Origin of the sequence: Pseudomonas sp. 21LCFQ010, from assembly GCF_024129905.1 — a bacterium.
Classification (GTDB): Bacteria; Pseudomonadota; Gammaproteobacteria; order Pseudomonadales; family Pseudomonadaceae; genus Aquipseudomonas.
Window position 1 is genome coordinate 1 of record NZ_JAMYDZ010000002.1, and the last position, 24058, is coordinate 24058.

At 52.2% G+C, this 24058-nt stretch carries 19 protein-coding genes; 13 read left to right on the forward strand and 6 right to left on the reverse strand.

Annotation, left to right across the window (positions count from 1 at the left end; translation table 11 throughout):
* The 4 genes from NJC38_RS02805 to NJC38_RS02820 form a co-directional block, all read left to right on the forward strand.
* The coding region (locus NJC38_RS02805; RefSeq protein WP_253111382.1) for an isocitrate/isopropylmalate family dehydrogenase at positions 1-813 on the forward strand (813 nt) is incomplete at its 5' end.
* A 354-nt stretch (positions 814-1167) separates the two neighbouring features.
* Positions 1168-2571, forward strand: coding sequence for an OprD family porin (locus NJC38_RS02810; RefSeq protein ID WP_253111383.1), 1404 nt, complete (start codon positions 1168-1170; stop codon positions 2569-2571).
* Positions 2572-2664: 93 nt separating this feature from the next.
* Positions 2665-3834: a beta-propeller fold lactonase family protein gene (locus NJC38_RS02815; RefSeq protein WP_253111385.1), complete on the forward strand. Its 1170-nt coding sequence runs from the start codon at positions 2665-2667 to the stop codon at positions 3832-3834.
* Between the two features lie 44 nt (positions 3835-3878).
* Positions 3879-4829: an amidohydrolase family protein gene (locus NJC38_RS02820; RefSeq protein ID WP_253111387.1), complete on the forward strand. Its 951-nt coding sequence runs from the start codon at positions 3879-3881 to the stop codon at positions 4827-4829.
* 78 nt (positions 4830-4907) lie between these two features.
* Here the strand turns inward: NJC38_RS02820 and dctA are convergent, their stop codons facing one another.
* Both dctA and NJC38_RS02830 read right to left on the reverse strand, forming a co-directional pair.
* Positions 4908-6260: a C4-dicarboxylate transporter DctA gene (gene dctA / locus NJC38_RS02825; RefSeq protein ID WP_253111389.1), complete on the reverse strand. Its 1353-nt coding sequence runs from the start codon at positions 6258-6260 to the stop codon at positions 4908-4910.
* A 1650-nt stretch (positions 6261-7910) separates the two neighbouring features.
* On the reverse strand, positions 7911-8087 hold the full coding sequence (locus NJC38_RS02830; protein ID WP_253111391.1) for a hypothetical protein: 177 nt from the start codon (positions 8085-8087) through the stop codon (positions 7911-7913).
* A gap of 110 nt (positions 8088-8197) precedes the next feature.
* Between NJC38_RS02830 and NJC38_RS02835 the strand changes: the two genes are divergently transcribed.
* The 6 genes from NJC38_RS02835 to NJC38_RS02860 all read left to right on the forward strand — a co-directional run bounded on the left by NJC38_RS02835 (position 8198) and on the right by NJC38_RS02860 (position 12634).
* Complete coding sequence (locus NJC38_RS02835; protein WP_253111393.1) at positions 8198-8509, forward strand: hypothetical protein; 312 nt, start codon at positions 8198-8200, stop codon at positions 8507-8509.
* A 447-nt stretch (positions 8510-8956) separates the two neighbouring features.
* Positions 8957-9289, forward strand: a complete 333-nt coding sequence (locus tag NJC38_RS02840) for a hypothetical protein (protein WP_253111395.1) — start codon at positions 8957-8959, stop codon at positions 9287-9289.
* A 272-nt stretch (positions 9290-9561) separates the two neighbouring features.
* Positions 9562-10776 carry a toll/interleukin-1 receptor domain-containing protein gene (locus NJC38_RS02845; protein WP_253111396.1) on the forward strand — a complete coding sequence of 405 codons (1215 nt, stop codon included), beginning with the start codon at positions 9562-9564 and terminating at the stop codon, positions 10774-10776.
* Positions 10777-10853: 77 nt separating this feature from the next.
* Positions 10854-11471, forward strand: coding sequence for a hypothetical protein (locus NJC38_RS02850; protein WP_253111398.1), 618 nt, complete (start codon positions 10854-10856; stop codon positions 11469-11471).
* A 20-nt stretch (positions 11472-11491) separates the two neighbouring features.
* The gene (locus NJC38_RS02855; protein WP_253111400.1) at positions 11492-12241 is read left to right on the forward strand and encodes a toll/interleukin-1 receptor domain-containing protein; all 750 of its coding nucleotides are present in this window, start codon (positions 11492-11494) and stop codon (positions 12239-12241) included.
* Complete coding sequence (locus tag NJC38_RS02860) at positions 12242-12634, forward strand: hypothetical protein (RefSeq protein ID WP_253111402.1); 393 nt, start codon at positions 12242-12244, stop codon at positions 12632-12634. It begins immediately after the preceding gene.
* Positions 12635-12812: 178 nt separating this feature from the next.
* Here the strand turns inward: NJC38_RS02860 and NJC38_RS02865 are convergent, their stop codons facing one another.
* On the reverse strand, positions 12813-13007 hold the full coding sequence (locus NJC38_RS02865) for a hypothetical protein (protein ID WP_253111404.1): 195 nt from the start codon (positions 13005-13007) through the stop codon (positions 12813-12815).
* Positions 13008-13321: 314 nt separating this feature from the next.
* Here NJC38_RS02865 and NJC38_RS02870 point away from each other — a divergent pair, with 314 nt between their 5' ends.
* Positions 13322-14236: a toll/interleukin-1 receptor domain-containing protein gene (locus tag NJC38_RS02870; RefSeq protein ID WP_253111406.1), complete on the forward strand. Its 915-nt coding sequence runs from the start codon at positions 13322-13324 to the stop codon at positions 14234-14236.
* 104 nt (positions 14237-14340) lie between these two features.
* Here NJC38_RS02870 and NJC38_RS02875 read toward each other — a convergent pair whose 3' ends face one another.
* A complete protein-coding gene (locus tag NJC38_RS02875) occupies positions 14341-15387 on the reverse strand; it encodes a TIR domain-containing protein (protein ID WP_253111408.1) in 1047 nt (348 codons plus the stop codon).
* 471 nt (positions 15388-15858) lie between these two features.
* Complete coding sequence (locus NJC38_RS02880; protein WP_253111410.1) at positions 15859-17118, reverse strand: DUF4427 domain-containing protein; 1260 nt, start codon at positions 17116-17118, stop codon at positions 15859-15861.
* 149 nt (positions 17119-17267) lie between these two features.
* On the opposite strand from NJC38_RS02880, the gene NJC38_RS02885 reads away from it, so the two are divergent.
* Positions 17268-18035, forward strand: a complete 768-nt coding sequence (locus NJC38_RS02885) for a DUF6602 domain-containing protein (RefSeq protein ID WP_253111412.1) — start codon at positions 17268-17270, stop codon at positions 18033-18035.
* A gap of 449 nt (positions 18036-18484) precedes the next feature.
* Here the strand turns inward: NJC38_RS02885 and NJC38_RS02890 are convergent, their stop codons facing one another.
* Positions 18485-19000 (reverse strand): tyrosine-type recombinase/integrase, encoded by a 516-nt coding sequence (locus tag NJC38_RS02890; protein ID WP_253111414.1) that lies wholly within the window; start codon positions 18998-19000, stop codon positions 18485-18487.
* 1147 nt (positions 19001-20147) lie between these two features.
* On the opposite strand from NJC38_RS02890, the gene NJC38_RS02895 reads away from it, so the two are divergent.
* The gene (locus tag NJC38_RS02895; RefSeq protein ID WP_253111416.1) at positions 20148-24011 is read left to right on the forward strand and encodes a P-loop NTPase fold protein; all 3864 of its coding nucleotides are present in this window, start codon (positions 20148-20150) and stop codon (positions 24009-24011) included.
* The last annotated feature ends 47 nt before the right edge of the window (positions 24012-24058 follow it).

Sequence of the window (24058 nt, forward strand, 5' to 3'; positions counted from 1 at the left end):
GTTTCCGCAGGTTTCCGTATCGGCCTCGATCTGTACGCTAACGTCCGCCCTGCACGCACTCGCCCTTTCCTGACTTCGAACATGAAGGAAGGCAAGACCATGGATCTGGTGATCATGCGCGAAGCCACCGAAGGCTTCTATCCAGACCGCAACATGAGCCGTGGCTGGGGCGAAGTCATGCCTAGCCCGGACATGGCACTGTCGACCCGCAAAATCACCCGTCATTGCAGCGAGCGTATTGCACGTCGCGCATTCGAACTGGCGATGAAACGCAACAAGAAAGTGACAGCAATCCACAAAGCAAACAGCTTCCACATGACCGACGGCCTGTTCCTTGAAGCCGTGCGTGACGTGGCCAAAGACTTCCCTGAAGTTCAACTGGACGATTTGCTGGTCGACGCCTCTACTGCTCACCTGGTACGTAGCCCAGAGCGTTTCGACGTTCTGGTTGCGACCAACTTCTACGGCGACATCATCAGTGACCTGGCCAGTGAGCTGTCCGGTAGCCTTGGCCTGGCCGGTTCGATCATGGCAAGTGACGTGCACTGCGCAGCTCAGGCCCAACACGGTTCGGCACCGGACATCGCAGGCAAGGACATCGCAAACCCTGTATCGATGATCCTTTCCGTGGCCATGCTGCTGCAATGGATGGGCGAGCAGCGCAATAACTCTGGCTTGGTGGCTGCTGCTGTCGAGATGGATCGTGCTATCGACGTTGTTCTGGAAAGCCCGGAAAAACGTACCCCCGATCTGGGCGGCAAGCTGGGCACCAAAGCTTTCGGCGAAGAAGTAGCCAAGGTCATCATAAGTTGATGCAGGCGGACGGCATAATTGGGATGCCGGTTGTTGGACGCAATCCTTATACAAACGCCTACTTCCTTTGTGTGGTCGGGGCACTCTGTGAGTGATTGGCGTGCCTGCGTTACCCATTCCTGCTGAAACGGCCAAGTTAATTCAGCAGAAACGCGGGAGTGGAGGCCGTAGGTCTAGTTATGGAGACGCTTTTTCTACTGTGGCTGTGATCTAAACATGGTGCAGCTCAAAGTTCGGTAATGGCTTCGACAGCGAAGCCTCTGATTTTCCACTCGCCCATGATTTTCGAAGGCAGTGAGTGATTCATCGCTGTGTGGTTTCCCTCAATAAAAATAAAAGAAGGCAAAGCGCGTTATGAAAAAATCAACATTGGCACTCACCATTGCTGCTGTCGCGATAGCACAGCAAGTAACTGCCTCGGGGTTCGTTGAGGACAGCAAGGCTACGCTGTCAACGCGAAATTTCTATATCAATAACGATAACCGCGACTCTGATGCTGGTACGGCTATAGCCAAGACTAACGGTGTACAGAACTATCAATCCGAGTGGGGGCAGGGTTTCGACCTACGACTCACTTCCGGTTTTACTCAGGGTACTGTTGGTTTTGGCATTGATGCCATCGGCCTGTTGGGGGTGCGCCTAGATTCCAGCGAGTCCAAACATGGCAACCCAACGGGTGCGCTTGCAGGCGGTAGTGTATTCCCCAGCCAGGGAAACGAGGCGGAAAATGATTTTTCCAGTCTAGGCCTGACAGCCAAAGCCAGAGTCTCTCAAACTGAGCTCCGTCTGGGCACGTTGATGCCAAAGAACCCAGTAGTCATGAGCAACGATGGGCGCTTACTTCCGCAGACGTATCAAGGGGGACAATTAGTCTCCAACGATATTCCAAACCTGACGCTGACCGCCGGCCAACTTGAGCATGCTAAGGGGCGTAACTCGACCGATGAGAAAGGTCTATCCATCGGTGGCGCAAACGGTGGCTCCGATTACACAAAAGCTACACTCAGCAATAAGTTCTACTACGGTGGTGCGGATTACAAACTGGGGAAGAATCTGGTCGTTTCGTATTACTTCGGTGAGCTGAAGAATTTCTACCAGCAGAATTTTCTGGGTCTAGTGCACAACTGGGCAATTGGGCCTGGTACCCTCAAAAGTGATTTTCGCTATTATCGCAGCCGTGATGATGGGGCCAATGGTGACGAGGCTGCCTATTTTACGTCGGGCTATTACCCTGATCACGCTAGCCTTGCCACTCGGATCAAGGGCAAGGTAAATAACGATCTCTATAGTGCGCTGTTCCTGTATTCAGTGGATGGCCATACTTTCGGCGGTGGTTATCAGTTCAGTAATGGTGAAAGTGATTTTCCTTGGTTGAACCAAGGGGATGGAGCGTCCACCAGTACAATTAATGACATCCAGTTGCAGAAGTTTGTGCGCGCAGGTGAGCGCTCTTGGCAGGCACGCTATTTCTACGATTTCGCCAAGCTCGGTGTGCCTGGTCTGACCGCCGGCATTGTTTATGTCCGCGGGTTCGATGTCGACACCGTCGGTAGGGTGGGCGTCTCTCAGGTTTCGACCCTTGGCACTGGTGCCAGTGAGTGGGAGCGCGATCTGAGTGTGTCTTACGTTATTCAGTCTGGTGTGTTGAAGAACCTTGGCTTTGCCTGGAAAAACGCCATGTGGCGAAACAATATTCCCGGTCAGCGGGATCAGGATGAAAACCGACTGATCGTCAGCTATTCAATGCCACTTTTCTAACGCGCTATTTGCAGATTATTTAGACAGGCAGGGCATGCGCACGCATTCCGTATGCGCGCGGTGCCTTCGCCCATTGATGGAAGCGGAGTTACAATGTCGAACCTCACGATGGTGTATGCGGCGCATGGCGAGCGTTTGCTCCAATATCAGCTCGATAAGGTAAACGCTCGCGTTACTTTGATGGATGAGCTCAGCCTGGATGCCAATATCCAATATGCGGTGGTCGATTCCGCACGGCAGCATCTGTACGTAATTGCCAGCGATGCTGGCGCTGGAAAGTCGGGTGCAAAAGGTACTGTGCATCGGCTGTACGCCTTCAAGATCCTTGCCAATGGTCTGCTGCAACGATGGGGCACAAGCGTGCCGTTGCCGGAACGCCCTATCCATCTCGCGATTGATCCTAAATGCTGTTATCTGTTTGTTGCGTACAACCAATCTGCTTTTCTGGGTATGCATCCGATCGCACGAGATGGCAGCGTCGGTGCTGCCGTCGAGCATGCGCATCCCCCCAGTGCCGGTACCTTCACTCACCAGGTTATGGTGTGCCCAGATCGTTCGTCCGTCATTGCCTTGGCTCGCGGCAATGACGAGGAGGAGGATAGGTCTGAAGAGCTCGGCAGCGCGCATGCCTTCAGCTTTGACACGGGGCAGTTAAAAGCCATCAGCGATCAGTCATTTCCAGCGGGGATTGGCCCGCGTCACTTGGCATTTCACCCATTGCAACCTTGGGTATATATCGTACTTGAACGGGGCAACAAGCTGTCGATGCATTGCTTGAGTGCAGATGGGGCTGTCCAGTGTCCACCCAATTATCAAGTTGAAACCTTGCGCGATTCGCTGCACATCACCTCTAAAAAGCAGCGCGGTGGTGCGGTCAAGATCCATCCGAATGGTCGGTATCTTTATGTATCGAACAGATCCGATGCGGTAAACCCTGGGCAGCGCCAAGATGTGTTTTCGGGTGGTGAAAATACCTTGGCGGTGTTTGCGCTTGATCCGGCCAGTGGCGAGCCACGCTTGATTCAGCACGTGGAGACACAGGGTGTGGAAGCACGAACGCTGAGTATTGAAGCCAGCGGCCAGATGCTGATTGTGGCCAACCAAAAAAGCGTATGGATAGAGGAGGGTGCAACCGATCGCCGCTTGTTGGCATGCCTGTCATTCTTCGAGATCGGCCCCCAGGGCCTGTTGAAATTCGTTGGTAAACACCAGATGCCTGACGATGGACGGTGGCTACTGTGGCTGGATACCTGCGCAATATGAATAAACGCTTCACCTTTACACAATAAAAATAAGGAAGAAATGAAATGTTCGAATCATCTAATCGTCGTCAGTTTATAAAAAATGTCGGTGTGCTGGGCGGGCTTGCATTTGCTGCTAGCCACGGGGTTACCAGCTATGCTGATGAGGCTTTTCCTTATAGCGCGGGTACACAGCCGCCACGTCTGCGTGTGCCTGCGTTAGCGTGTGATTGCCACCATCATATCTATGACCGGGCATTCCCCTATTACGATGATCGAAACCTGCCAACGGCGAGTGTTGAGGACTATCAGCGCCTCCAAAAACGATTGGGATTGACCCGGAGTGTGGTGATTCAACCGTCCTCCTATGCCACTGACAATCGTTGCTTGTTGGCTGCGCTGAAAAAGTTGGGGCCGCAATCCCGAGGTGTTGCTGTGGTCGATGACACTGTCGAAGTCAGCGAATTACGAAGATTGCATGAGCATGGTGTGCGTGCGATACGCTTCAACTTGGGAACCGGCAGCGCCACGACTGTGGCGATGATTGAACCGTTGTCTAAACTCATCGCCGACTTAGGTTGGCATATTGAAATCCATACCCGGCCGGACGAATTGATTCAGTTGGATAAGTTGCTCACACAATTGCCTGTGCAGATTGCATTTGATCATTTCGGGCGAATCCCGTTGCCTGTAGGCAATGAACATCCGGTATTCAAGATGATTGCTCGGTTGGTTGACAAAGATCGAGCGTGGGTCAAAGTCTCAGGTGCTTACCAAGATTCGGTATTGGGCGGGCCCGATTACGATGATGTGAAAGATTTGGCCAGAGGCATGATTGCACTTGCACCAGAGCGCGTTGTCTGGGGTACTGACTGGCCACATCCTAGTCTGCAAACCAAGAAAAAGCCGATGCCCGATGATGCTTCAATGTTTGATCTATTAAAAGTGTGGGCGCAGAAGGATGAAATGGTGGAACGAATTCTTGTGACTAATCCTGCAAAGCTCTACGGTTTTTAGATCAAACGTTCCAGCGAGTAGTGACAAGTAAAGAAAAGGGGCGCCATAGCGCCCTTTTTCAATTTCCGAGTTGATGGTTTAGGATTGCGTGGTAATTACTTCTGGTGCGCTCTGGTTTTGTGGCATCTGAAGCGGCAGTTGCTGCTCGATGTCAGCGCTAGGTTCGACATATCCACCGCGCAGCACGTGATTCATGCGCTCTGTGTCCAGAGCACCTTCCCATTTGGAAATCACAACTCCGGCGACGGCATTACCAATGATCGAGGTGACTGCACGTGCCTCCCCCATGAACCGGTCGATACCGACCAGCAACGCAATCGCGCTGATTGGAAGTACGTGCACACTGGCCAGCGTTGCCGCCAAGGCAACGAACCCGCCACCAGGTACACCGCTCATGCCTTTGGAGGTAAACAAGCCAATCGCGAGAATGGTGAGTTCTTGAGAGAACGTCAGAGGGGTATTGGTGGCTTGAGCGATGAAAATCACTGACATCGTCAGATAAATGCACACGCCATCTAGGTTGAACGCGTAACCCGTCGGAACGACCAGCCCCACAACGCTCTTCTGGCAACCCATGTGTTCAAGTTTCTGAAGTAAGCCAGGCAGCGCTGGTTCGGCGCTCGCGGTGCCCAATGTGATCAAGAGTTCTGTTTTCAGGTACCGCAGAAATGCAAAAATGTTGATGCCGCACATCTTTAGAATAACGCCAAGCACGACAAACACGAACAGCAGACAGGTGGCGTAGAACGCAATCATCAGATAGCCGAGTGTCGCCAGGCTGCCGATCCCATATTTACCGACGGTGAAGGCGATTGCTCCAAAGGCGCCGATAGGAGCGAACTTCATCAGGTAACCAATGATGGAAAATAGCGTGATCAGGCCTTGGTCGATGACATCGACAAAGGCCGCGACCCGCTTGCCACCCTGTGCCAATGCCAAGCCAAAGAGAACGGCTAGAAATACGACTGGCAAGATGTCGCCGTTGACGAATGCCCCCATGATCGACTCTGGAATGATGTGCAGGAAGAACTCGCGCAGAGACTGCTCGCTGGCAACTTTCGCGTAACCCGCGACGGTCGACATGTCCAGCGTCTTGGGGTCGATGTTCATGCCTGCGCCTGGCTGCATCAGGTGTGCGACCAGCAAGCCGATCACAAGCGCTGCTGTGGTCACAATTTCAAAGTAAAGCAGTGCTTTTGCCCCCACGCGGCCAACTGCTCGAATGTCCCCCATCTTGGCGATACCGACCACCACCGTGGCAAATACGACGGGTGCAACGACCATCTTGATCAGCTTGATAAATACATCACCCAGAACCTTCATCTCTACGGCAGCTTTGGCATCAAAGAGCGCAAATAGGGTTCCTAAAATGACGCCTATCAACACCTGAATGTACAGCGGCTTCAGAGGGCGAAAGAACGCAGATTTCATGGAGAAACTCCTGACGTTTGGAGCCAGTGGCTCCTCATTATTGTTGTGAGTCTGCAACGGATGGTTTGTCATCTGTGGTGCAGGAAGCGTAAAACGATTCTACATAAATTGGCTTTGTTGACAACAAAATACAATTTAATTTTTTAGGGCGTGGATCCACACAGCACAGCCTTCCCGCTTGGCTCTGACATCAAGCTGAAGCTATTTTTGTACAAGCCCAAGCCATGGAGGGGGCAACCATAACGGGGTATCAGCCCCTCGGAGGCCTGACGCCCAGGCTCTCCGTTGGTGCGTCAACTCGCCTTGTCTATACAACTGTCCACCGCGCCTGAAAGCTTGGCCCATCCGAGATTGGAGGCTGAATAGGGCGCCCGATCTGGATGGTCACCGGGATTGGGAAGTCGACACCGACTAGCGCGACCTCACCTTGCTTGAGGTTGGGCAGAAATGCAGCCGCAGAACGATCGATTTCGCCGCAAGCTCGTTCGACCACCTCGTGATCTCGGTCATTGGTAAGGCGGTGGACTAGCAATGTCCCCATCTGGCTTAGAACAAGCGGTTGGACTCCGCATCCGTGCATAAAGCACTGAGAGGGCCGACGGGACAGGCACTGTTGCATCCTGCTAGCACTCAGCGTCCGGCCTTGAACACCGTTCGCTTTGAGGTCAGCAGATCTTACGAGGAAGAGGACAATCCCGCGAATCAGGCCGTTGCACTTGTTCTCTTCGATGTCCTTAGGCGTTGCTGGCAGGTGGTGAGGAAGCTTCATCATGCCTCTGCAACTGAGGTGGTCAGCGATACCCGATCAGCGTTAACGCCAAGGCTCGTACGTCTAATCGCGTTCATCGAGTCACTAGCTCGCAAGCTTGAACGGCTTAAACGCGCGATACCTTTCTGCATCGTGACTGCCAGGCGTCTATCGGCTGCTGGATTGAATGCGATCTCTGCTCACCCTGCGTACGCGCGAGCTTATCGGTTTGGTTGGTACGCGTTGCGTTCAGGGTGGTTTGGAAAGGATCCTGATGAGACGCTGTGGGCCAGCCCAACATGGGAGATTTATGAGCGGTGGTGCTTTGTGACGGTAGTCTCATAGCTCCAACGTCAGTTTCCTGAGCTCGTCTGGTGTCGTGAATATCGATCGGTGGGTTTAAAAGAAATCGTGTGGCGGGGGATAGCGGCTGATGTGACCGTTGAGGCGTGTTACCAAACTCGGTGTCCCGCTATCGATCAAGCTACGACTGTGACCGCAGACACCGACCAAGCAAGCTGAAATCAGGCCTTTCTCCACGGGGGAGAGACTACCGTTCGTCGGCTAGGCGCAGAATTTTTTGCGCCCCCCCCTTAAAAAATTTAAAAAACGACGGAGTATATATATTTGAGGGCAAAGAAAAAGCAGCGTAGGTCTGGACACCTCCGTCGTGCAGGCAAGAACACGTTTCCCGGTTTTTCTTTTGTCGCTTTTGACCTTCGATGTTCTGCTTTTCCTTGAGCCGAACTGTCAGTCAACGCCGATCTTGCCGTATGCCATGGGGTTGGGGCAGATCGGTGTTAGCCGCCGTAGGCGGCTACTTTGGCTTTGAGATCAAACCGCTGTTTTTTCGCGGGAGAGGTCTACCCATGACAGTTACGGTTTCGTACAACAAGTAAGCATCAGCCTTGATCAGTCCCTTTGGATTGTCGAGCGAGTTCGATCGCTTTTGTCAGGGTTTCGAGTGCATCCATCAGCCTCCGGTCTTCCCAAGGATCTCCACTGCCCGGTTGATGGCCACGGCAGTGTCTGAGCAGTGCATCCAGGTCGTTGTTGTTCAGATCTAAATCTATGAGCATCAATCCTCTCCGTGCTTACGATGTGTCGTGGGCGTGGTGTTGCCATCGATCCGATTGTCTGGGATTTTGGCTATGCGATTATGCTATGCGGACGATGGAAGGATCTGTGGTTGAACACGAAGGCAGAGGTGCTGGTTTGGAAACTGGCCTCCGAATGTTATGGCGCTGGCTTGGGGCAGCTTCTTGCTGCTGCGATCGGATCGTACAAACGTCCACCAGGGCTCGACGGACTCACCAGGATCTACGCTGAAAACATTGGCGCGGACGGGTTAAAGGTTCTTGTCGATACACTGGTGCACCATGCAACTGGCCGGTTTTATGTCTCGCACGGTGGCGTTGAAATCCGGCTTGGGCTGAGGGGGTACCTGTTGTGGTTTCTCCGTCAAAAATTGGTGGATGATGGTCATGCCCAGCCCCAATGAGAGATGAGCACTTTGCAGGCGACCTAGGTCTCTAAGCCGCACCTGCTTTGGCACGTATGCGGCGCTTGTGAGATTTCTAGCCTCTCTGGCTATCAAGGATTTCGTGGAGTGCCATTCAGGGCATGAGAGTCTCATGTGTCGGTTGGCAGCCTAGGGCGTGAGGGAGTGGTTCAGCGGTATTCGTGATCTGCTGGCTTTTTTTGTAGCCATTACATGTGACCACTCCGGTCGCTAAAGTCCACCTGGATGCCCAAGAAATGATGTGCTGTCTGCTATCCATAGTATTTCTCTCCGTGAATCTCGGTGGGACGATACGCTGGGCCGCGCGAGGTGTGCACGGTCAACTGGGCGCATCGAACGGATGCAGCATTTACTCACAAAGGCAGGGCAGTGCTGGTAGGATTGCAACCGCTGAAACTGCAGCCTGATTGCGTCCCGAGATACTGAATGAACTCAGATTTGATTGAAGAAGAAATGCGTCTAGCGCTATTTGGCACAACTACGCCCGCTGCACCATCTTTCACGCCAGCACTTCAGGATCCCGCTACTGATGCGGTCTTCACCAGGCAGGCTGTGGCGCCGGCTAAAAAGAAAGTTGCGAAAGCTTTCACCCCTAGGCTTCGTGTCACGCTCCGGGTGGGCAACGAGTTTGAGGGCAAAACGTTTGAGCTGATCCACGAATCCAACACGCTCAGCAAGCTGTTGGCGGAACAAGAATCGGTGAAGGCGGCTAGGAAAAAATTCCGGTATATAGAAGTCATCTCAGTGGAGTCGATGTAGCTGTCCGCTTGCAGTGGGTGCACGAATTCATTCTTTGCCGGGACTTTACTCTCATCGTTTGCTTGTCCAGGGCCGGCCAGGTCTTCTATGAGTGCAGCAATGCAGGCAATCCCTTCCATAAGCAGTAACGAATGTAGCTGCCGTAACCACGCTCAACTCCAGGACGTTTTTGGGCGGGCGAAGGCTCTAGAAAGCAAGATTCACATGCCATCTGGAATCATATTTGGTAGCCTATCGCCATCAATTTCACAGTTCGATTTTTGGGTAAACTCATGGACGACCACGCACCCCTCTACTCGTTGGGGCTTCTCGGGAATATTCCGCAAAGCCTCAAAACGACGCTTCACGCTGCGATCACTCGCGGCTTGGAGGACTTGGGGCTGGTGTTGGGCAGGGATGTCCATCTTTTCGAGGGGAGCCCTCTGGAGTTCAATCCAGCCATTGAGCGTTGCAGTGCAGCGTTGTGCTTCGACATTGCCCCCGATGATCAGGCGGCGATTGAGAAGCTGATACTCCGTCGTGTTCCTCTCATCCCTGTGGCCAGCGTCAAAACCAAATTCTCGTCAGAGTTCCCCGGCAAGCTTGGATCCCTGAATGGCCTAGAGGTCTCAAATGGTGCTGTGGCATTAGCAACGGCGTTGCTGGAAAATGCTGCACTGGTGCCGAAGCACCGCCGTATTTTTCTCAGCTACCGCCGTGTAGAGTCCACGGAGCTGGCCCTCCAACTGTTCGCAGAGCTTTCTGCTCGCCAATATGAGGTTTTCCTCGACACTCATGGCATCAAGTCTGGAGAGCACTTCCAGGAGGTGCTATGGCAGCGCCTGTGTGATTCGGATGTGATGATCTACCTAGACACACCCGGGTATTTCGACAGTCACTGGACGGAGGCGGAATTCGCCAGGGCCACCATCCGCGGTCTTTCAGTGCTCCGCGTCGGCTGGCCAGATGTCAAAGTCAGGTTAGGCCAGATAATCGGAGGCGAAATCCTGCTGTCCGACGAGTCCTTCCTGCCTAGTGAAGGGCGAGCGATCAGCTCGAGTACTGGCGAATGCCAAGAACTGGCACTCGACCGAAAAGTTTCCGACGCCGACCTTAAAGGCATAGTCCACAAGGTCGAGTTGCTCCGGACACAAAGCGTAGCAACCCGATACGCCAAGGTGGTGAACAAGCTGCGCAATTCGCTGGAGGAGTATGGCGGAGAGGTCGTCGGTCACTCTCTTAGTAGAAGCCTAATTGTGTCCATGACTGGCGGAACCATCGCGGTTTATCCAGAGCTTGGTGTGCCTACAAGCCACGCTTTGTACGAAGCTACTTTGAATCTGCATAAGCCACCGGTGGCTGTTGTTTACAACGCGGTGGGGATCAAAGAGAGGAAATGGCGTGCTCACATGGATTGGTTCGGAAGCTACGTCGTCGACCATGTACGCTTGGTGACTACTGATGACGCTGCTTGGGAGTTCAGCATGTGGCATCGGCCTGGGGTATAGGGCTTACACATCGCCCTTGACCTAGGTCGATGACATGGCGTCATCATGTTGTATCGAAGAATTCAGAGAACAGGCTTATGAAAAGCGTATTCCTCTCAGCTAGCGTCCCCAACACCAGCAGCGACTATTACAAGGGGTGCAACCCTGTATTGATCCAGTCCGCGCTACGTTCTTTCTTTTTCAGTGTTATCGGCCGCAAGCATCTGGTTTTTGGCGGGCATCCATCAATCTCCCCATTGATCCTGGTAGTGTGTGAAGAACTGGGTGTGGAGAATGAAAATGCGGTTACCATATTTCAAAGCCAGTATTTTGAAGCCAGCTTTCCTGCTGAAAGTCGAAAGTTTGCGAATTTTATACTTACACCTGCTGCCAATACGCTTGACAAAAGCCTAGCGGTAATGAGGAAGCAAATGTTTGCTGCCTTTGATTACGATTCGGCTGTTTTCATCGGGGGCAAGGAAGGCATAGTCCAAGAACATCGACTCTTCAAAAACGCACATCCAGATTCCAAAATAATTGCATTAAAAACCCCGGGCGGGGCCGCGTCGACCATTGGCGCTACGATGGCGGAGGATGACGAGCTGTTGGATTACGACAAGTTGTTTTCAAAAAGTCTGAACGTTAGTAAAAAATTTTTAAAAGAGATGCCAGTGCCGAGGAAGTCGCACGGGGCAACCTACATTAAAGGGATGTGATAATGCATTGCGGTTTTGAAATGAAGCTTGATGAGGGTGATTTTTTCATAGACCCCGTTGTCCTGCAGAAGCATGAACTGGATTTGAGTAATAGAGTTGTAAATTTAAAGAAATATTTTTTGAGCGATGGTCGTAGTATTGATGCAGAGCAAGTTGCCAAGCATCTTTTTCCTCAGATGCAGTGTGATGTTTTCATATCTCATTCGTTTAATGATAGGGATAAGGCTGTTCAACTAGCGCATGATCTTGGGCAGTATGGAATTACTGCATTTATTGACTCTGTTTTTTGGGGGTCGTCGTATGATCTTCTCCGGGCGATAGACAATAAATACTCAATTCCGGAAGGTAAGACCCAATATGATTATCAGCGAGTCACACGCTCAGCTGGTCATGTCAATATCATTCTTGCAACCGCACTGCAAAAAATGATTATGAATTCTTCAATGCTTATTTTTCTCAGTACCGAGAATTCGATCTCCACAAAGCATTCTATCCAGGATGAGAAAAAAACGCATTCCGCTTGGATCCATATGGAATTGATGTTCAGCCACATGCTGTGGGGGATGGAGCGCGGTAGAAATATGCTCGATGGGATGGAGTCTCTTACCGAGGCACCCTCGATTTTTCACAAAGCAGAAACTGAACACTTGAAGACTCTTGGATACAGGAGCTTTTCTACTTGGTTGGGTACTCTGGAAAACCCCGGAAACCGATGGGAATTTATAAACGCCGCCGAGAAGCTTTATCAGACTTCCAGCAGGGCTCGATAGGTGGACAGGAAACTCAAACACCTTGAATTTGTGCAGTCCGTCATCAACCGATTGTCCACGAATTCATTCCTGCTCAAGGGATGGTCGGTTCTGTTGATTTCTGGTCTCTTTGCACTGGCCGCAGCCCAAGACAATAAAGGCTTTGCGATTTATTCACTTGCACCCGCGATTGCGCTCTGGGGACTGGACGGTTATTTCCTCGCTCTTGAGCGTAATTATCGAAAGCTTTACGACGAGGTCAGACAACTGACCCCAGATCAAGTGGATTTCGCGATGACTCTGGTTGTCGCCAATGGAAATCGCGATTTCATGAATGCCTGCTTTTCGAAAACCTTACTAGTTTTTCACGGCGCTGTGATCATTTCGATTGCTGCCGCAGCAAGCATTCTGTGAACCGTTGCTAAGTTTAGCGTGATGCATTCGGATAGCTAACTCCTGAGGATGAGCCTTGGAAAGCACTTACGTGCTCAAGGCTCTCTCGATAAGCCAAACCTAAGCTTCACTGTTTGACAGGATATTACATTGTGAGGTTGGGATGCGTGCTGCTGCAGCATGTCAAACGCATTGCTGGCTAGTCGTCAATGTGAATGGCGATATGCCTAACGAGCTCGCAGGGTTTTTTGGCGGTGAGCAAGTCATACATGATCTGACGCTGCCGCCCAGGAAGTTTTTTGGATAGGCTTTTCGCAACCCTTCTCACGGCGTCATCGTTTCCGTGAATTCGTTCGGCGAGCAGCAGTACCAAGACGGCGTCAGAGAGAGTCATGACTAGCCTTTTACATAGGGGCTTAGGGCCCGTATTTGCTAGGGCGTTGAGAGCAAGACTCTCGCACTCCTGTGGGGACGTCTCAATCGTGGGGTTCTAAGAGCCCTAGTCTTAATCTTGGGTACCCTCAGATTGCTTGTCCCCGCTTGCGACAATAGGCAGGGTCAGGTCGAGTTGTGTACAGTGATTAGCTGACCCTCACATCCAGCATCTTTGCCCGAGGCTCACTTATGGGTGAGAGATCGTGAGCAGCGGGATGTGTTCAGGAACACTTTTGAGCTTCAAGCTCATCTAGGCAAATGGGAAGCGACTGCATGGGTACCGATCTATTCATCTCCTACGCTTGGACTTCGGGGCCCCATCGGCAATGGGTTCGCCTGCTTGCAAGCCAGCTTCATCTGATTGGCTATAACGTGAAGATTGATGAGGTAGTCGACTACGGATCAAGCGTGAGTGGCTTCATGCGATCGGTGACTGAGGCCGCCCATGTGCTTTTGGTGGTTGATGAAAACTATGTTTACCGAGCTAACAATCTCCCGGACTCTGGAGTAGGCATTGAAACTCGGTGGATGAGCGGAGCTTTTCCCGACAAGCCGAGCTCGTGGCTGTCAGTCCTGTTCGTAGGAAACCCGGATTGCCTATTGCCTCATTGGCTAATTGATCATAACCCCAAGGGTTTTGACTTTACCGCTATCCCCGAAAAGAACGAATTTCCTGGATCGCTGCAGATTGATGAAGTCTGGAGATGGATTGAGGGGCTACCAGCTGACAAGTCTCACGCAGTACCGTTGTCGGTGGTTCGCCGCCGTGCTGCACGGCTTGAGCGTGCAGTTACCCGACGTGACCCGGCTCTGTATGCAAATCCTGCTCTCAAGGGGCGTGTAACCTTTCGCTATCGTGAGCATTCTCATTTTACGATTGGCCAAGGCAAGTTTAAGTTCAAAATACGCTTCAGTGGACACTCGCCCAACAGTATTCATGTGTACAAAGATAGCCCCATCGAAGATATGGGGCTGATTGTCGCTGAGAGCTATGATCCGCTCACCGTAGATGCCTTCATGACTCCGGGCGATGTTGTCGTGCCATTGATAGGGCAGAGTGTCGTTCTATTGAACGAATACGGAATAATGTGCGTTATCACCATTGAAGAAATTCAGCGTGTAGTTAATGATCGAAATTTCGTTCCCGAGCATGTGGTCTTCACATATGAAATTCTTGTGGAACACTGATAGAGCTTTGCGGGGAGCTAGGCTTCAACATATAATGTATGTGCTTTGGCGCTCCCCTTTGCTATTTGAATTTTGAGTGTCGCAGCAATGCCCTGTTTAGATAGTCAATGAGGTTCAATAGGCGAGAGTTGAGTGCGCTCAAGAATGAATCGAGCAATGGCCTTTTCAGAGTGTTTTCTTGCGTCGACATAGCCGTCAGTCGAAAAAATCCCATCTATTTTCTCATCATCAAAACGGATGAGCATGACTTTGTCGTAGTCCTTAGATTTGATGATCTCTCTGACTGCTCTCCATTCTAGTCCGCACCATTCTTTTTCCGAGTACTCTTTAGAAAGAAATACGACAATCAGATCGGAGTTGTCTAGGTATATTCTCTGCAGAAGTACATCTAGATTGGGGGCGGCGAGTTGAGACTGATAGTCATAGTCATAAAAAACTTGATCGTTCCCAAGTTCTTCCCTCAGGGTATCTGCCACTTTGGATACAAAACCTCGGTGTTCTCCCGGAAACGATAGGGCGACCTTGAAATTGATTTCACCAACCCTGCTCAGGGATTTGTCCACTTTTTCGACCTTTGGATTTTCCAAGAGGTCTTCCAGTGCTAACAATGACAGGGTGAAAGGGTCTGGCTCAATTCTGAGTCTTCTTTCGTTACCGGGGTGGGTCTTGGAAATATAATAAAGTAGAAAATTTAGCCAGATTGCCATTTGGTCTGAATTTACTGCTGAGGCTGGCGGGTTAGTGCCATCTATTTCGGATTCAAGAATTTCGTCAAGGATTCTAGACTTTATCGCACTTGATTCACTTTCGTTAAAAAGGCTTGCTGCTCTTTTGGCCATGCGGTTAAATAAAGTGCAAGCTTGCCCTTCGATAACAGCATAGGCTGATAATTTTGCGCCTTTAAGACCCCACTCAAGATTGCTGGTTTGTAAGTCCTCAATAAACTTGTCAGTGCCAGTTTTGAGGTTGATTTTTCCGTAATATTGCCATAGCATGACGGCGTGATTAGATGGATTAAATATCCGAGGGTCTATCGTGCCTTCATTTTCAATATAAAGTATACTAAACGAAATATCGTGGAACTGATCGGCCTCCCGTTCGAAGGCAGTGATAAGTCGTTTAATTTCCGACTTCTTTTTTCTAACGGACATTTGAAGTTCCTGCTTCCTTACGTTTCAGCGGAGGTCAGTAAGTTGTGAGTGGGTTTATGGTTGAGGTGTTGACATTTTTTACTCAGTAAAGTCGTATGTCCAGGGGCGTGGTGGTACGCCGATTTCTGAATCAATACATCTAAACCCGCGTGAGAAATTATCAACCGGTATAAGGGTAGCTCGACATTTCAAGGAAGATACCGATTCGCGCCGAGCATGTCTATTCCAGAGGGCTGCTACTCGCGCTGTAACGTCACCGAGTAAGGGCCTGCCACGGCTCTTTAATCACACACCTTTGCGAGCAGGCACGTACGTACTCGGGAGCTATCTGTAGGACTATCGAACAACTGGCACCGGAAGACAGGCAAGCACCTGCGATAACGCCAGGCGGTTGGTTAACCCCACAGCCTGGTGGCCACAGTCGAGGAGAGGGCTTTGATCGCTACGCCTGAATGCTTGGCACGCCAACGGCTATTCGCACAGCTTGGTGCAGTTGTAGAACGGATGGCCGTCATCGTGAAAGTCTGAATAGAAAGGTATGCCGTCACAGCTTCTGCTCTGGCGCACAGTGAAATAGGTAGCATTAACCTCAAACTCGATCTCCAGGCGTTGCGCAACTTTTTTGCAAAAGTGCTCTTCGAAGCCTGCGGGAAACGAGTCGAAGCCCTCGATATCCAGAAGGTAGCGTCCTTCTGTGCTAACGATGATCCTGTGTTTGGCCAGTAAAGCTCTCACCAGCTCAGAGCCGTTATCAGGAATCCATACCCAGGACTTTCCGTACCCGTCGTCTCGATCAGCCCATTGATGATCGCCTGATGCGAAAACCGCTTCGATGAGGGCGTCGACCTTAGCGTTAATCTCATCCGCGCGCGCCTGTGGAATGGAGAAGTAGGGCGCTAGGTCGATCGAGTGTTGATTGATGAGGTCTGATACCCGAGTCGGATCTTGGATGTCGCCGTGCGGCTCAATGGCGTGGAGCGGGATCACGAAATGGAACATCGACCTATGAATGCTCCCGGCGTCTACGAGCGTCAGGATATCGTGAACGATTTTCGCAACGTCCTCATGATCCTGCACCAGTACACCCATTCCACTAATAGCCGTACGGCCGAAATCTAACCCAGGCATCTCCTCCAAGGTCTCGACGAGGAAGTCGTCTTCCTCAGAGGAAAAATGGGATTGGTTGCCCCGGTAGGGCCACCGCCATTCACGTTCATGCGTCCAGTCGATGGTTCGGCCACTTCCGAGGCTGTAGGCGACATAGCGGTACTGCTCTTCGAGGCTGAGCTGATCGGTCTCAATGATCCTGAACGGTAGTGTATTACGGCGCTCCTGGACATCCTGGCTCAAACCATAGATGGCTGGCCGAGCACCAAGGCCAAACATCGCAGGCTTTGGAATCATGAAGGCATAGCGACCTACGTTCTCCCCGCGTGACAGGCGCTCATTGCTTGAGTGGACGAAGGCCGCCAGTGGCATATCGGTGAAGCATATCGCCGGAGAAGTGCCATAGATCGTAGGGCGCCCGTTTCGGTACGACCAGGTGGCAAAGATTTTTTGGTGCCTCAGCGCACAGCGCATAAGGAACAATGAATCCAGGACATCCGATTCGGCGATGTTGTTAAATCGAGCATGTTCTGGAAAAAGGATGCCTTCGGAGCTCGATTGATCGACGTCCCTGAAGAAATGGATGAGGTAGTCAGAGAGGTCAAATCTGATGTTATTCAGCATGGGGCATCCTGAAGAAAAAATCGTTGAAGCCAGCCTAGCAGAGCTGTTGGTGGATGCGGCAGCTTAATCGAACTTTGGAATTCCGGGGTTCCGGGGCTCGCGCATTGAGCGCGAAGAGGAGTCGAAGGCAATTACAGGAGGTGGCTTAAGTGAGCCAGTACTTTGATCATGTGACCCAGCAGCTTCACAGCAAGATTGAGCAGGCCAAGGTCTACATCAGAAAGCACAACCCTACGACCGGCGCCCTCGCCGAAGCAGTGTTACGCGACTTTCTCAAGGATCATCTGCCACGCGGGGTGAGCGTGGAGGAGGGCTTCATCATCAGTTCCGAGGGGTGGCTGTCCAAGCAATGCGACATCATCATTTACGACTCTCACCGATATGCCCCTTTCTACCGGGCTGGTCAGCAGGTGGTTGTCCCTGTTGAGGCTGTGCTTGCGGTGATCGAGGTAAAAACCTCCATCAATAAATACCGGTTCATTGATGTGATGCGGTATTTCAAGTCGTTCGAGTCTGAGAGCTGGCGATGGCGCACGTATCTTTTCATGTTCAACGCGCCTAGCCTGGGCTTAGTCAGCAACTGGTTTCAAACCTACCCTCATCCGGGGCCTCACAAAGAGTTCGATCACGACACGTACCAATTTTTGCCGGATGAAATTATCGGTCTCGATTCCTCTTATCTCTTAAGCAAGGGCGCTGTGATCACTGACCGAGACGGTATGGGGTATCTGTCGTACGTCTTCGAGGATCATGAAGGTGCTTCCATAGGTGCGTTGGAGTTGTTTTTCCTATCGGTCTATGAGGTCGTTGAAGCGCACCTCAAGGAGCATATGTCTGCAACGCTCCCGCCGCGATTGCCGTATCACCCACGTCGCGCTTCGACAACTATCTCAGCAATTGACCTGTTCCCAATGTGAGACGCGTTGCCCAAAAGCACCGCCTCACACATCCCTGTGTATGGGGCGAGCGAGCTGGCTGTTGATCCGGTGAGCACATGGCTCGCATTCCACAGGCGGTACCTGTTTAGATGAAAATTGGGCACTCTGAATGTTCCCTCTGGCGCTGGTTCAACGGGCTTTTTATCAAGACAACTTACCCCGGCATAGAGGAGCATGGTGCCGCAAAGCCTTGGGTAATCGAGCTCAGGGCTAACGGGTTCACCGTCTGGGGTCAGATCCTCTACTGGCTTGGGCATGAGATCACTCGGTCGCTTGGGAAGGGCAGATTGGTTTGTGTCGAGGTATAGAACAGCTGCCCAACACATGCATTTTTAGGGGCGCAGGTACTCAGCGCTGACGCCGGGATGCTGGTTCGCTGACGAGAAGGGCCGCAGGAAATCACCTGCAGCTCTCCTTGGCTAGCTCAGCTACTGATTGTCGAGGTCGCTGATGATTTTTGAGGCGTAATACTGCGTCATCTTCGGGCTGGAGTGGCCCATGAGCCTCTGAACATGCTGAATATCAGCAGGTTGAAGTGATTTCACTAACCGAGACATCACGAGCTTGCGCATGCTGTGTGGCGTAAGGCCGGTATCTACTTCAGCATGTGATGCCCATTTTTTGAAGCGCTTCGCAAAGCTGGCAGCTGGCTCTGGCGACTTTACGTCGGGCTTTGATGGGAAGAGAAAGTCTCCAGGCTTGATACCATTTTTCTGCACATACGCCTGGAGTATCGCCGTGCGAGATTTGTTCGGGCTGATAACGAATTCACCGTCAGGACTTTTCAGCGATGTGATGACAATTTCACCTGCGGCGTTGATTATGGCCCCTCGAATCTCACCTACCCTAAGTCCCGACATCATCAATTTCAGAATGAGCTGATCGCGCAGATTGCCTGACTGCGCCACTACGGTGTCGATCGCATTGGCCTCTTCAGCGTTCATTGGCCTGCTGTTCGTTTTGGCTATTTTGCACCAGCCTCCATAGGTGGATCTGCAACTGCAGTCTGTACCTGATCAATCGCTCGCTATTGCTCAAGTAAGTTGAGTGCGTGAGCGCCATTGGCAAGCGGAGCGCGCAGGCGTGAGGATGAAAGCCCGAAGGGCCAAGACATCGGCCAAGTCCGATGGCTTGGTTCACGACAGCCGTCGCCGAAGGCGCACGCTTTAAAAACTCGATCATTCAAACTTGGAAAATCGGGTATCGCAACGGTAGGCAGGGAAGCGGTTTTCGGATTAATCGGCCAAGCGCATTTTGTCCTTTCCTCGGCTGATCAATTCTGAGGTTGGGCCGAGCGCGCTTGTACTGACACCTATCCGCCAAAGAATAGCGGCCCTCGGGTCGTAACCCGCTCGAAGAGGATCTGGGCGACATCGTATCGAATGATGTGCTTCCCGTGAGGCGTCGGAACTACAAACTGACCAATTTCTACGGGGGAAAACGTGAAATAGTCTGGTAGTCCCAGACGCCTCTTTACCGTGCCATCGGCGCTGTTGCATTGCTCGCAGATTATCTCCGGTGCGAAGCTGGCGAGACGACGAGGTTGGCCAGGCCCTGGGTTCGTTACGTACGAATCCGTCTGATGGTCGTGGTGGGTATGAAGTCCAACCGCCCATCCCTCTCGTCTGCTTGGCTTGTTCGGATAGAGCATTGTCCAGCGAAGTAACTCATACCGCGTCCTGTGACAGGAAGGGCAGCGCCAATGACTGCCTACCTGGGTGTAAAGGTTGCCGCAGTGAGCACCGCCGAAAGCGAGATACTCGTCCCAGGTGGGTATCCGACGGCGGAGGTTGCTGCTCAGCGTTTTCTCTCGATTCGGATTTTTGATCTTGGTGCCCTCACAGGCCTGGCAAACACCACTCACTGAGAATTCTGGCTTGCATTTACAATGGCTGGTTGTCATCGATGGCCCTACGCATTTGAAAAACCATCTGGGCGGTATGTGGTCGTCGGAAGAGCCACTTGATCATGTAGGTCATCTAGCCCCCGAAGCGGATATATGGCATATAGCCGCCATTATGTTCAAAAACAGTATCATCTGTGCTTCGCTTCGCAAGCGGCAAGGACGGTCAGCATTCAGGGTCAGGGTCGATGTCTCAAGCATTCTCAAGTTTCAAGCGTAACTGGACAGCCGTATCTAAGGCAGCGAAAGCTGCTTTTAAAGCGTTCAAACTGGCGAAATCAGATCGTGGCCATGGATCGTTTGAGCCGCTGATACCCGTCGGTCTAGAGGATGGGCGGTTTACGCGTTACGAGCAGGAATTGCTCAAGGCCCTCCACAATGATGACGTCTTGAACATCGCCCTCACGGGAGGTTATGGCGCCGGTAAAAGCAGTGTTCTCAAAACTTTTTTTGATCGACATCCAGAGTTCCCGCACGCACTTGTCTCCCTAGCCACCTTTAGCAAGAACGACCCAGTGCCTGCGTTGAGCCCTCCAGGTGCGCGCGAGTTGACTCCTGCGAGTGAGATCAGTAATCCGGACAATCGTGAAAATGCAGATGCAAGCAGCGCCACAACTGTCGAGGCAGCAACGCCTCCCACTACAGATCTGATCAATCGGATCGAGGAGACCATCGTCCAACAGTTGCTGTACACGGTGCCGTCTAAAAAGCTGCCAAAGACGCGGCTTAAGCGGATCGCTCAGTCCTCCATGCGGGAGATCGCCTTACAGGTATGCTGGATTTCGGCATTGTTCGTCAGTGTCCTGACTTTCTTCACTCCCAAGCTGGCAAAGCTGGCCGACGTCGATATTGGCTGGCTGCTTACCGGTTTGGGGTTAATACCTCATTGGCTAGCCATCGGTACCACCATGGTGCTCGGCGCCTATGCTCTTTTCCAGGCACTGCGGTTTTGGTCGCTGTTCAGTATTGACGGCCTCACGCTGAAAGGCGGAAAGCTTGAGGCGACCAACCACGGTTCCGTCCTTCACAAAAACATTGATGAGATCATCTACTGCTTTGAGCGCAGTGAAATCCAGGTCGTCGTTATTGAAGACCTTGATCGCTTCGACACGCAGGACATCTTTTTCCGGTTGCGGGAAATCAACTTCATCATCCGGCAGTCGCCGCAGATCAAGCGGCCCGTGCACTTCATCTACGCGATCCGCGATGAGCTGTTCACGTTGACGGATAAGACCAAATTTTTCGACCTGATCATCCCTGTCATCCCAGTGATCAACTCGGAAAACTCTCGCGAGAAAATGTTCGAGCTCCTGGCCCAGCGTCAAATCAATGGAAGAAGCCTTGAAGTTGGGCTGACCCATTCCATGGTTGAGAACGTCTGCTACTACATCGATGACATGAGGCTCATCAAGAACATCGTCAATGAGTTCGACATGTACGCCAGCCTGCTGGCAAATGGTGGCATTCAGCTGAACCCGAACAAGCTCTTCGCAATCGTCGTTATCAAGAACCTCCATCCAGGGGCGTTTACGGCACTGCTCAAGCGCTCAGGTGTGATTTATGACGTACTGATGGGGTATGCGGGATGGGCCTCTGAGCAGACGGCTGCGGCAGATCAGCGTATCGCCGAATTGGATCAGTTGAAGGCAAAAAGAGACCAGGACGTGGCCACTCACGTGGCACACCTTCGTGCAGTGGTCTGGTACGAGGTCGTCAAGCTGGGAGGCCTCAACACCGCAAACCATATCCGACTCCGCAACAACACTGATGTTGAGCTCCTTGAGTTTGTCGAGGACTCACAGTTTGAAGCCTTTCTGACTAGCCAGAGAGTCGTGCCAGTATTGCAGGGAAGCTACAACCGATCGGCGGGGCAGCACGTTTCGGTAGACCAAGCATTGGCGGGCTGTGACTACCAGGCTCGACTCGCAACACTTCAGACTGCCTTGGCGGAGGTCGATGAAGAGCGTCAAGACCTGCTCAGGAAAATTGCCAGACTGAAAACCATCCCGTTCCGAGAGGGCGCCCGTACTACCTACGGTGATCATATTGCTGAACGACTGAAAGGCTACGGCGTTGTCAGCTATTTCATGCGCCGTGGCTTGTTCGATACGGACTATGCCGATTACCTCGGGTATTTCTACGAGGGATCGATCACCCAGGTCGACAAGAATGTGATCCTCGCGTTGAACAGCGGTGAGTCGGTAGATGTGGCAACTCAATTGAGTCACCCAGACCGTGTTGCCGGCAAGCTAGATTTGGACGGGTTGGATGGGGGCAGGGGGCTGGTAGCGGGGTTACTTAGTGCGTTGGCGCAGGATCAGTTTGACTTGGCATCAGGCCCACGCCAAAGCACAGACGATGGAGCGATTGAGCAGGCAGAGATGAAGCTGGCCTTGGTGCTCAAAACTGCTCACGGGCACATGGATCGATTTGCTGAGGCCATGACGATCATCTTGCCGACCCCGAGCTGTGGTGCCGTTGTACGGGCTATTCGGGGAGTCGACCCTAACCTCATTTTCCAGCTGCTTAAGTCTGATCGGTTCAAGGCGCCTGACGCTCGTCAGACGCTTGTGATGGCGATCCTGAATAACCTTTCCGCCGAGCAGGCCGAAACGCTCCACGATCGCCAAGGCCTCTTCCTGCGGGCGGTGAATGAGATCTCGAACATCGCGCCATTAATGCCACACCTTGACCAGAAGGCTGGTGCTTGGTCATGGCTGCGTGAGCAACCAGCACAGTTCGAGATGGTGGACGAGGGGGTAGCGCCCGGTGATCTTCGCAGATTGGTGGAGTGGGGCTGCCTCAGCTTCTCTCTACCTATGCTAAAGCTGCTCTGGGCCAAATTTGGTGAAGAGGCCAGCACTCCAGGTGCAGTGTCGATGGATCGCTTGAAAAGTTTGGGATTGCCAGGCTTTGCTGAAAAGGTTGATCAGGAAGCCGCTGATTTTGCAGAGACTTTGCTGATGCAGGAGGGCCTTCTGCCAGAGACCGTAGAGTCGCTTGCAGAACTGGTCGCAAAGGTATCTCCAGATAAGCACTTGATGACGGAACTTGTCGAGCGTACTGACTGCCGGGTGCCGGACTTGAGGGCATTCCCTGTGCCAGTCTGGGTAAGCATGTTGGATGGCGATCGAGTAATGCCCCGTGCGGAAGCGGTTTGGACATTTTTTGAAGAGATTCTGATCGGTCTAGATGAGAGCAATGCGAGATCGGAAAGTGAAGGTTTGGCTATGGAGCGGGCGTTCCTTGCGTACATCGCGTTGCATGCAACTGAGTTGGCCTCGACACTGTGGTCTGGCGGGCATGACCAAACGCCGAGGCTCCAGTCGTTTCTTGTCAGCGTAGAATCTGTAGATAACGAGACGCTGAAGACGCTTTTCAATGGCCAGATTCTTGATGTGTCGGTGGTGGTCATGGCCGGCTTGCCACCCACACGCTGGTCTCTGTTTGCGGATAGCGATTTCGTACCTTATTCAAAGCCTATCCAGGAAGCGTTCTTCGAACGGGCGTTCAATCTCCTAGGCCGATACATCAGTCGCCGGTGGGCTGAGGCTCGTGAAAAGCTCCAGCTCTCCGAGCTTCCGATATCGATCGCTTACCATCTCACCCGATCAAATACTGCGTCCGCCGATGACGCAGTTGTCATATGGGCCGGTATACCTTTCGATGCATACGACACTCACGCTGGCTCAGCGACTGAGTTGGCAAGTGTCTGTCGGAGAGCCAACGCAGCTGGGGTGCGATTTGATCAGGCATATCTCCCAGTGATTTTGCAGGTCATCGCGGACGCGGCGCTCTCACATGCGGATCGGATCGAAATGATCATCCAGGCGTTGGAGTTGGGTTGCGTGTGGGCTGATTTGCCCCCCGTTCTAAGCCTGCTAGGTGATGAGTATTTGGTAGTGGCAGGCGGGAAAGGCCGTGCATATTTTCCGCCTTCCCTAGAAGATCAGCGCTTGGTGGCATCGTTGACTCGGCGAGATTTCGTCGGTAAATCTAAGATTGAAGACAAGCGGATTGTGGTCTATTGCAAGCGAGTCCTTGGAGCGTAGCGCGTTGTCTAAATGCGGTTATGAGCGGGGGCGAAGCGTGAACGGCC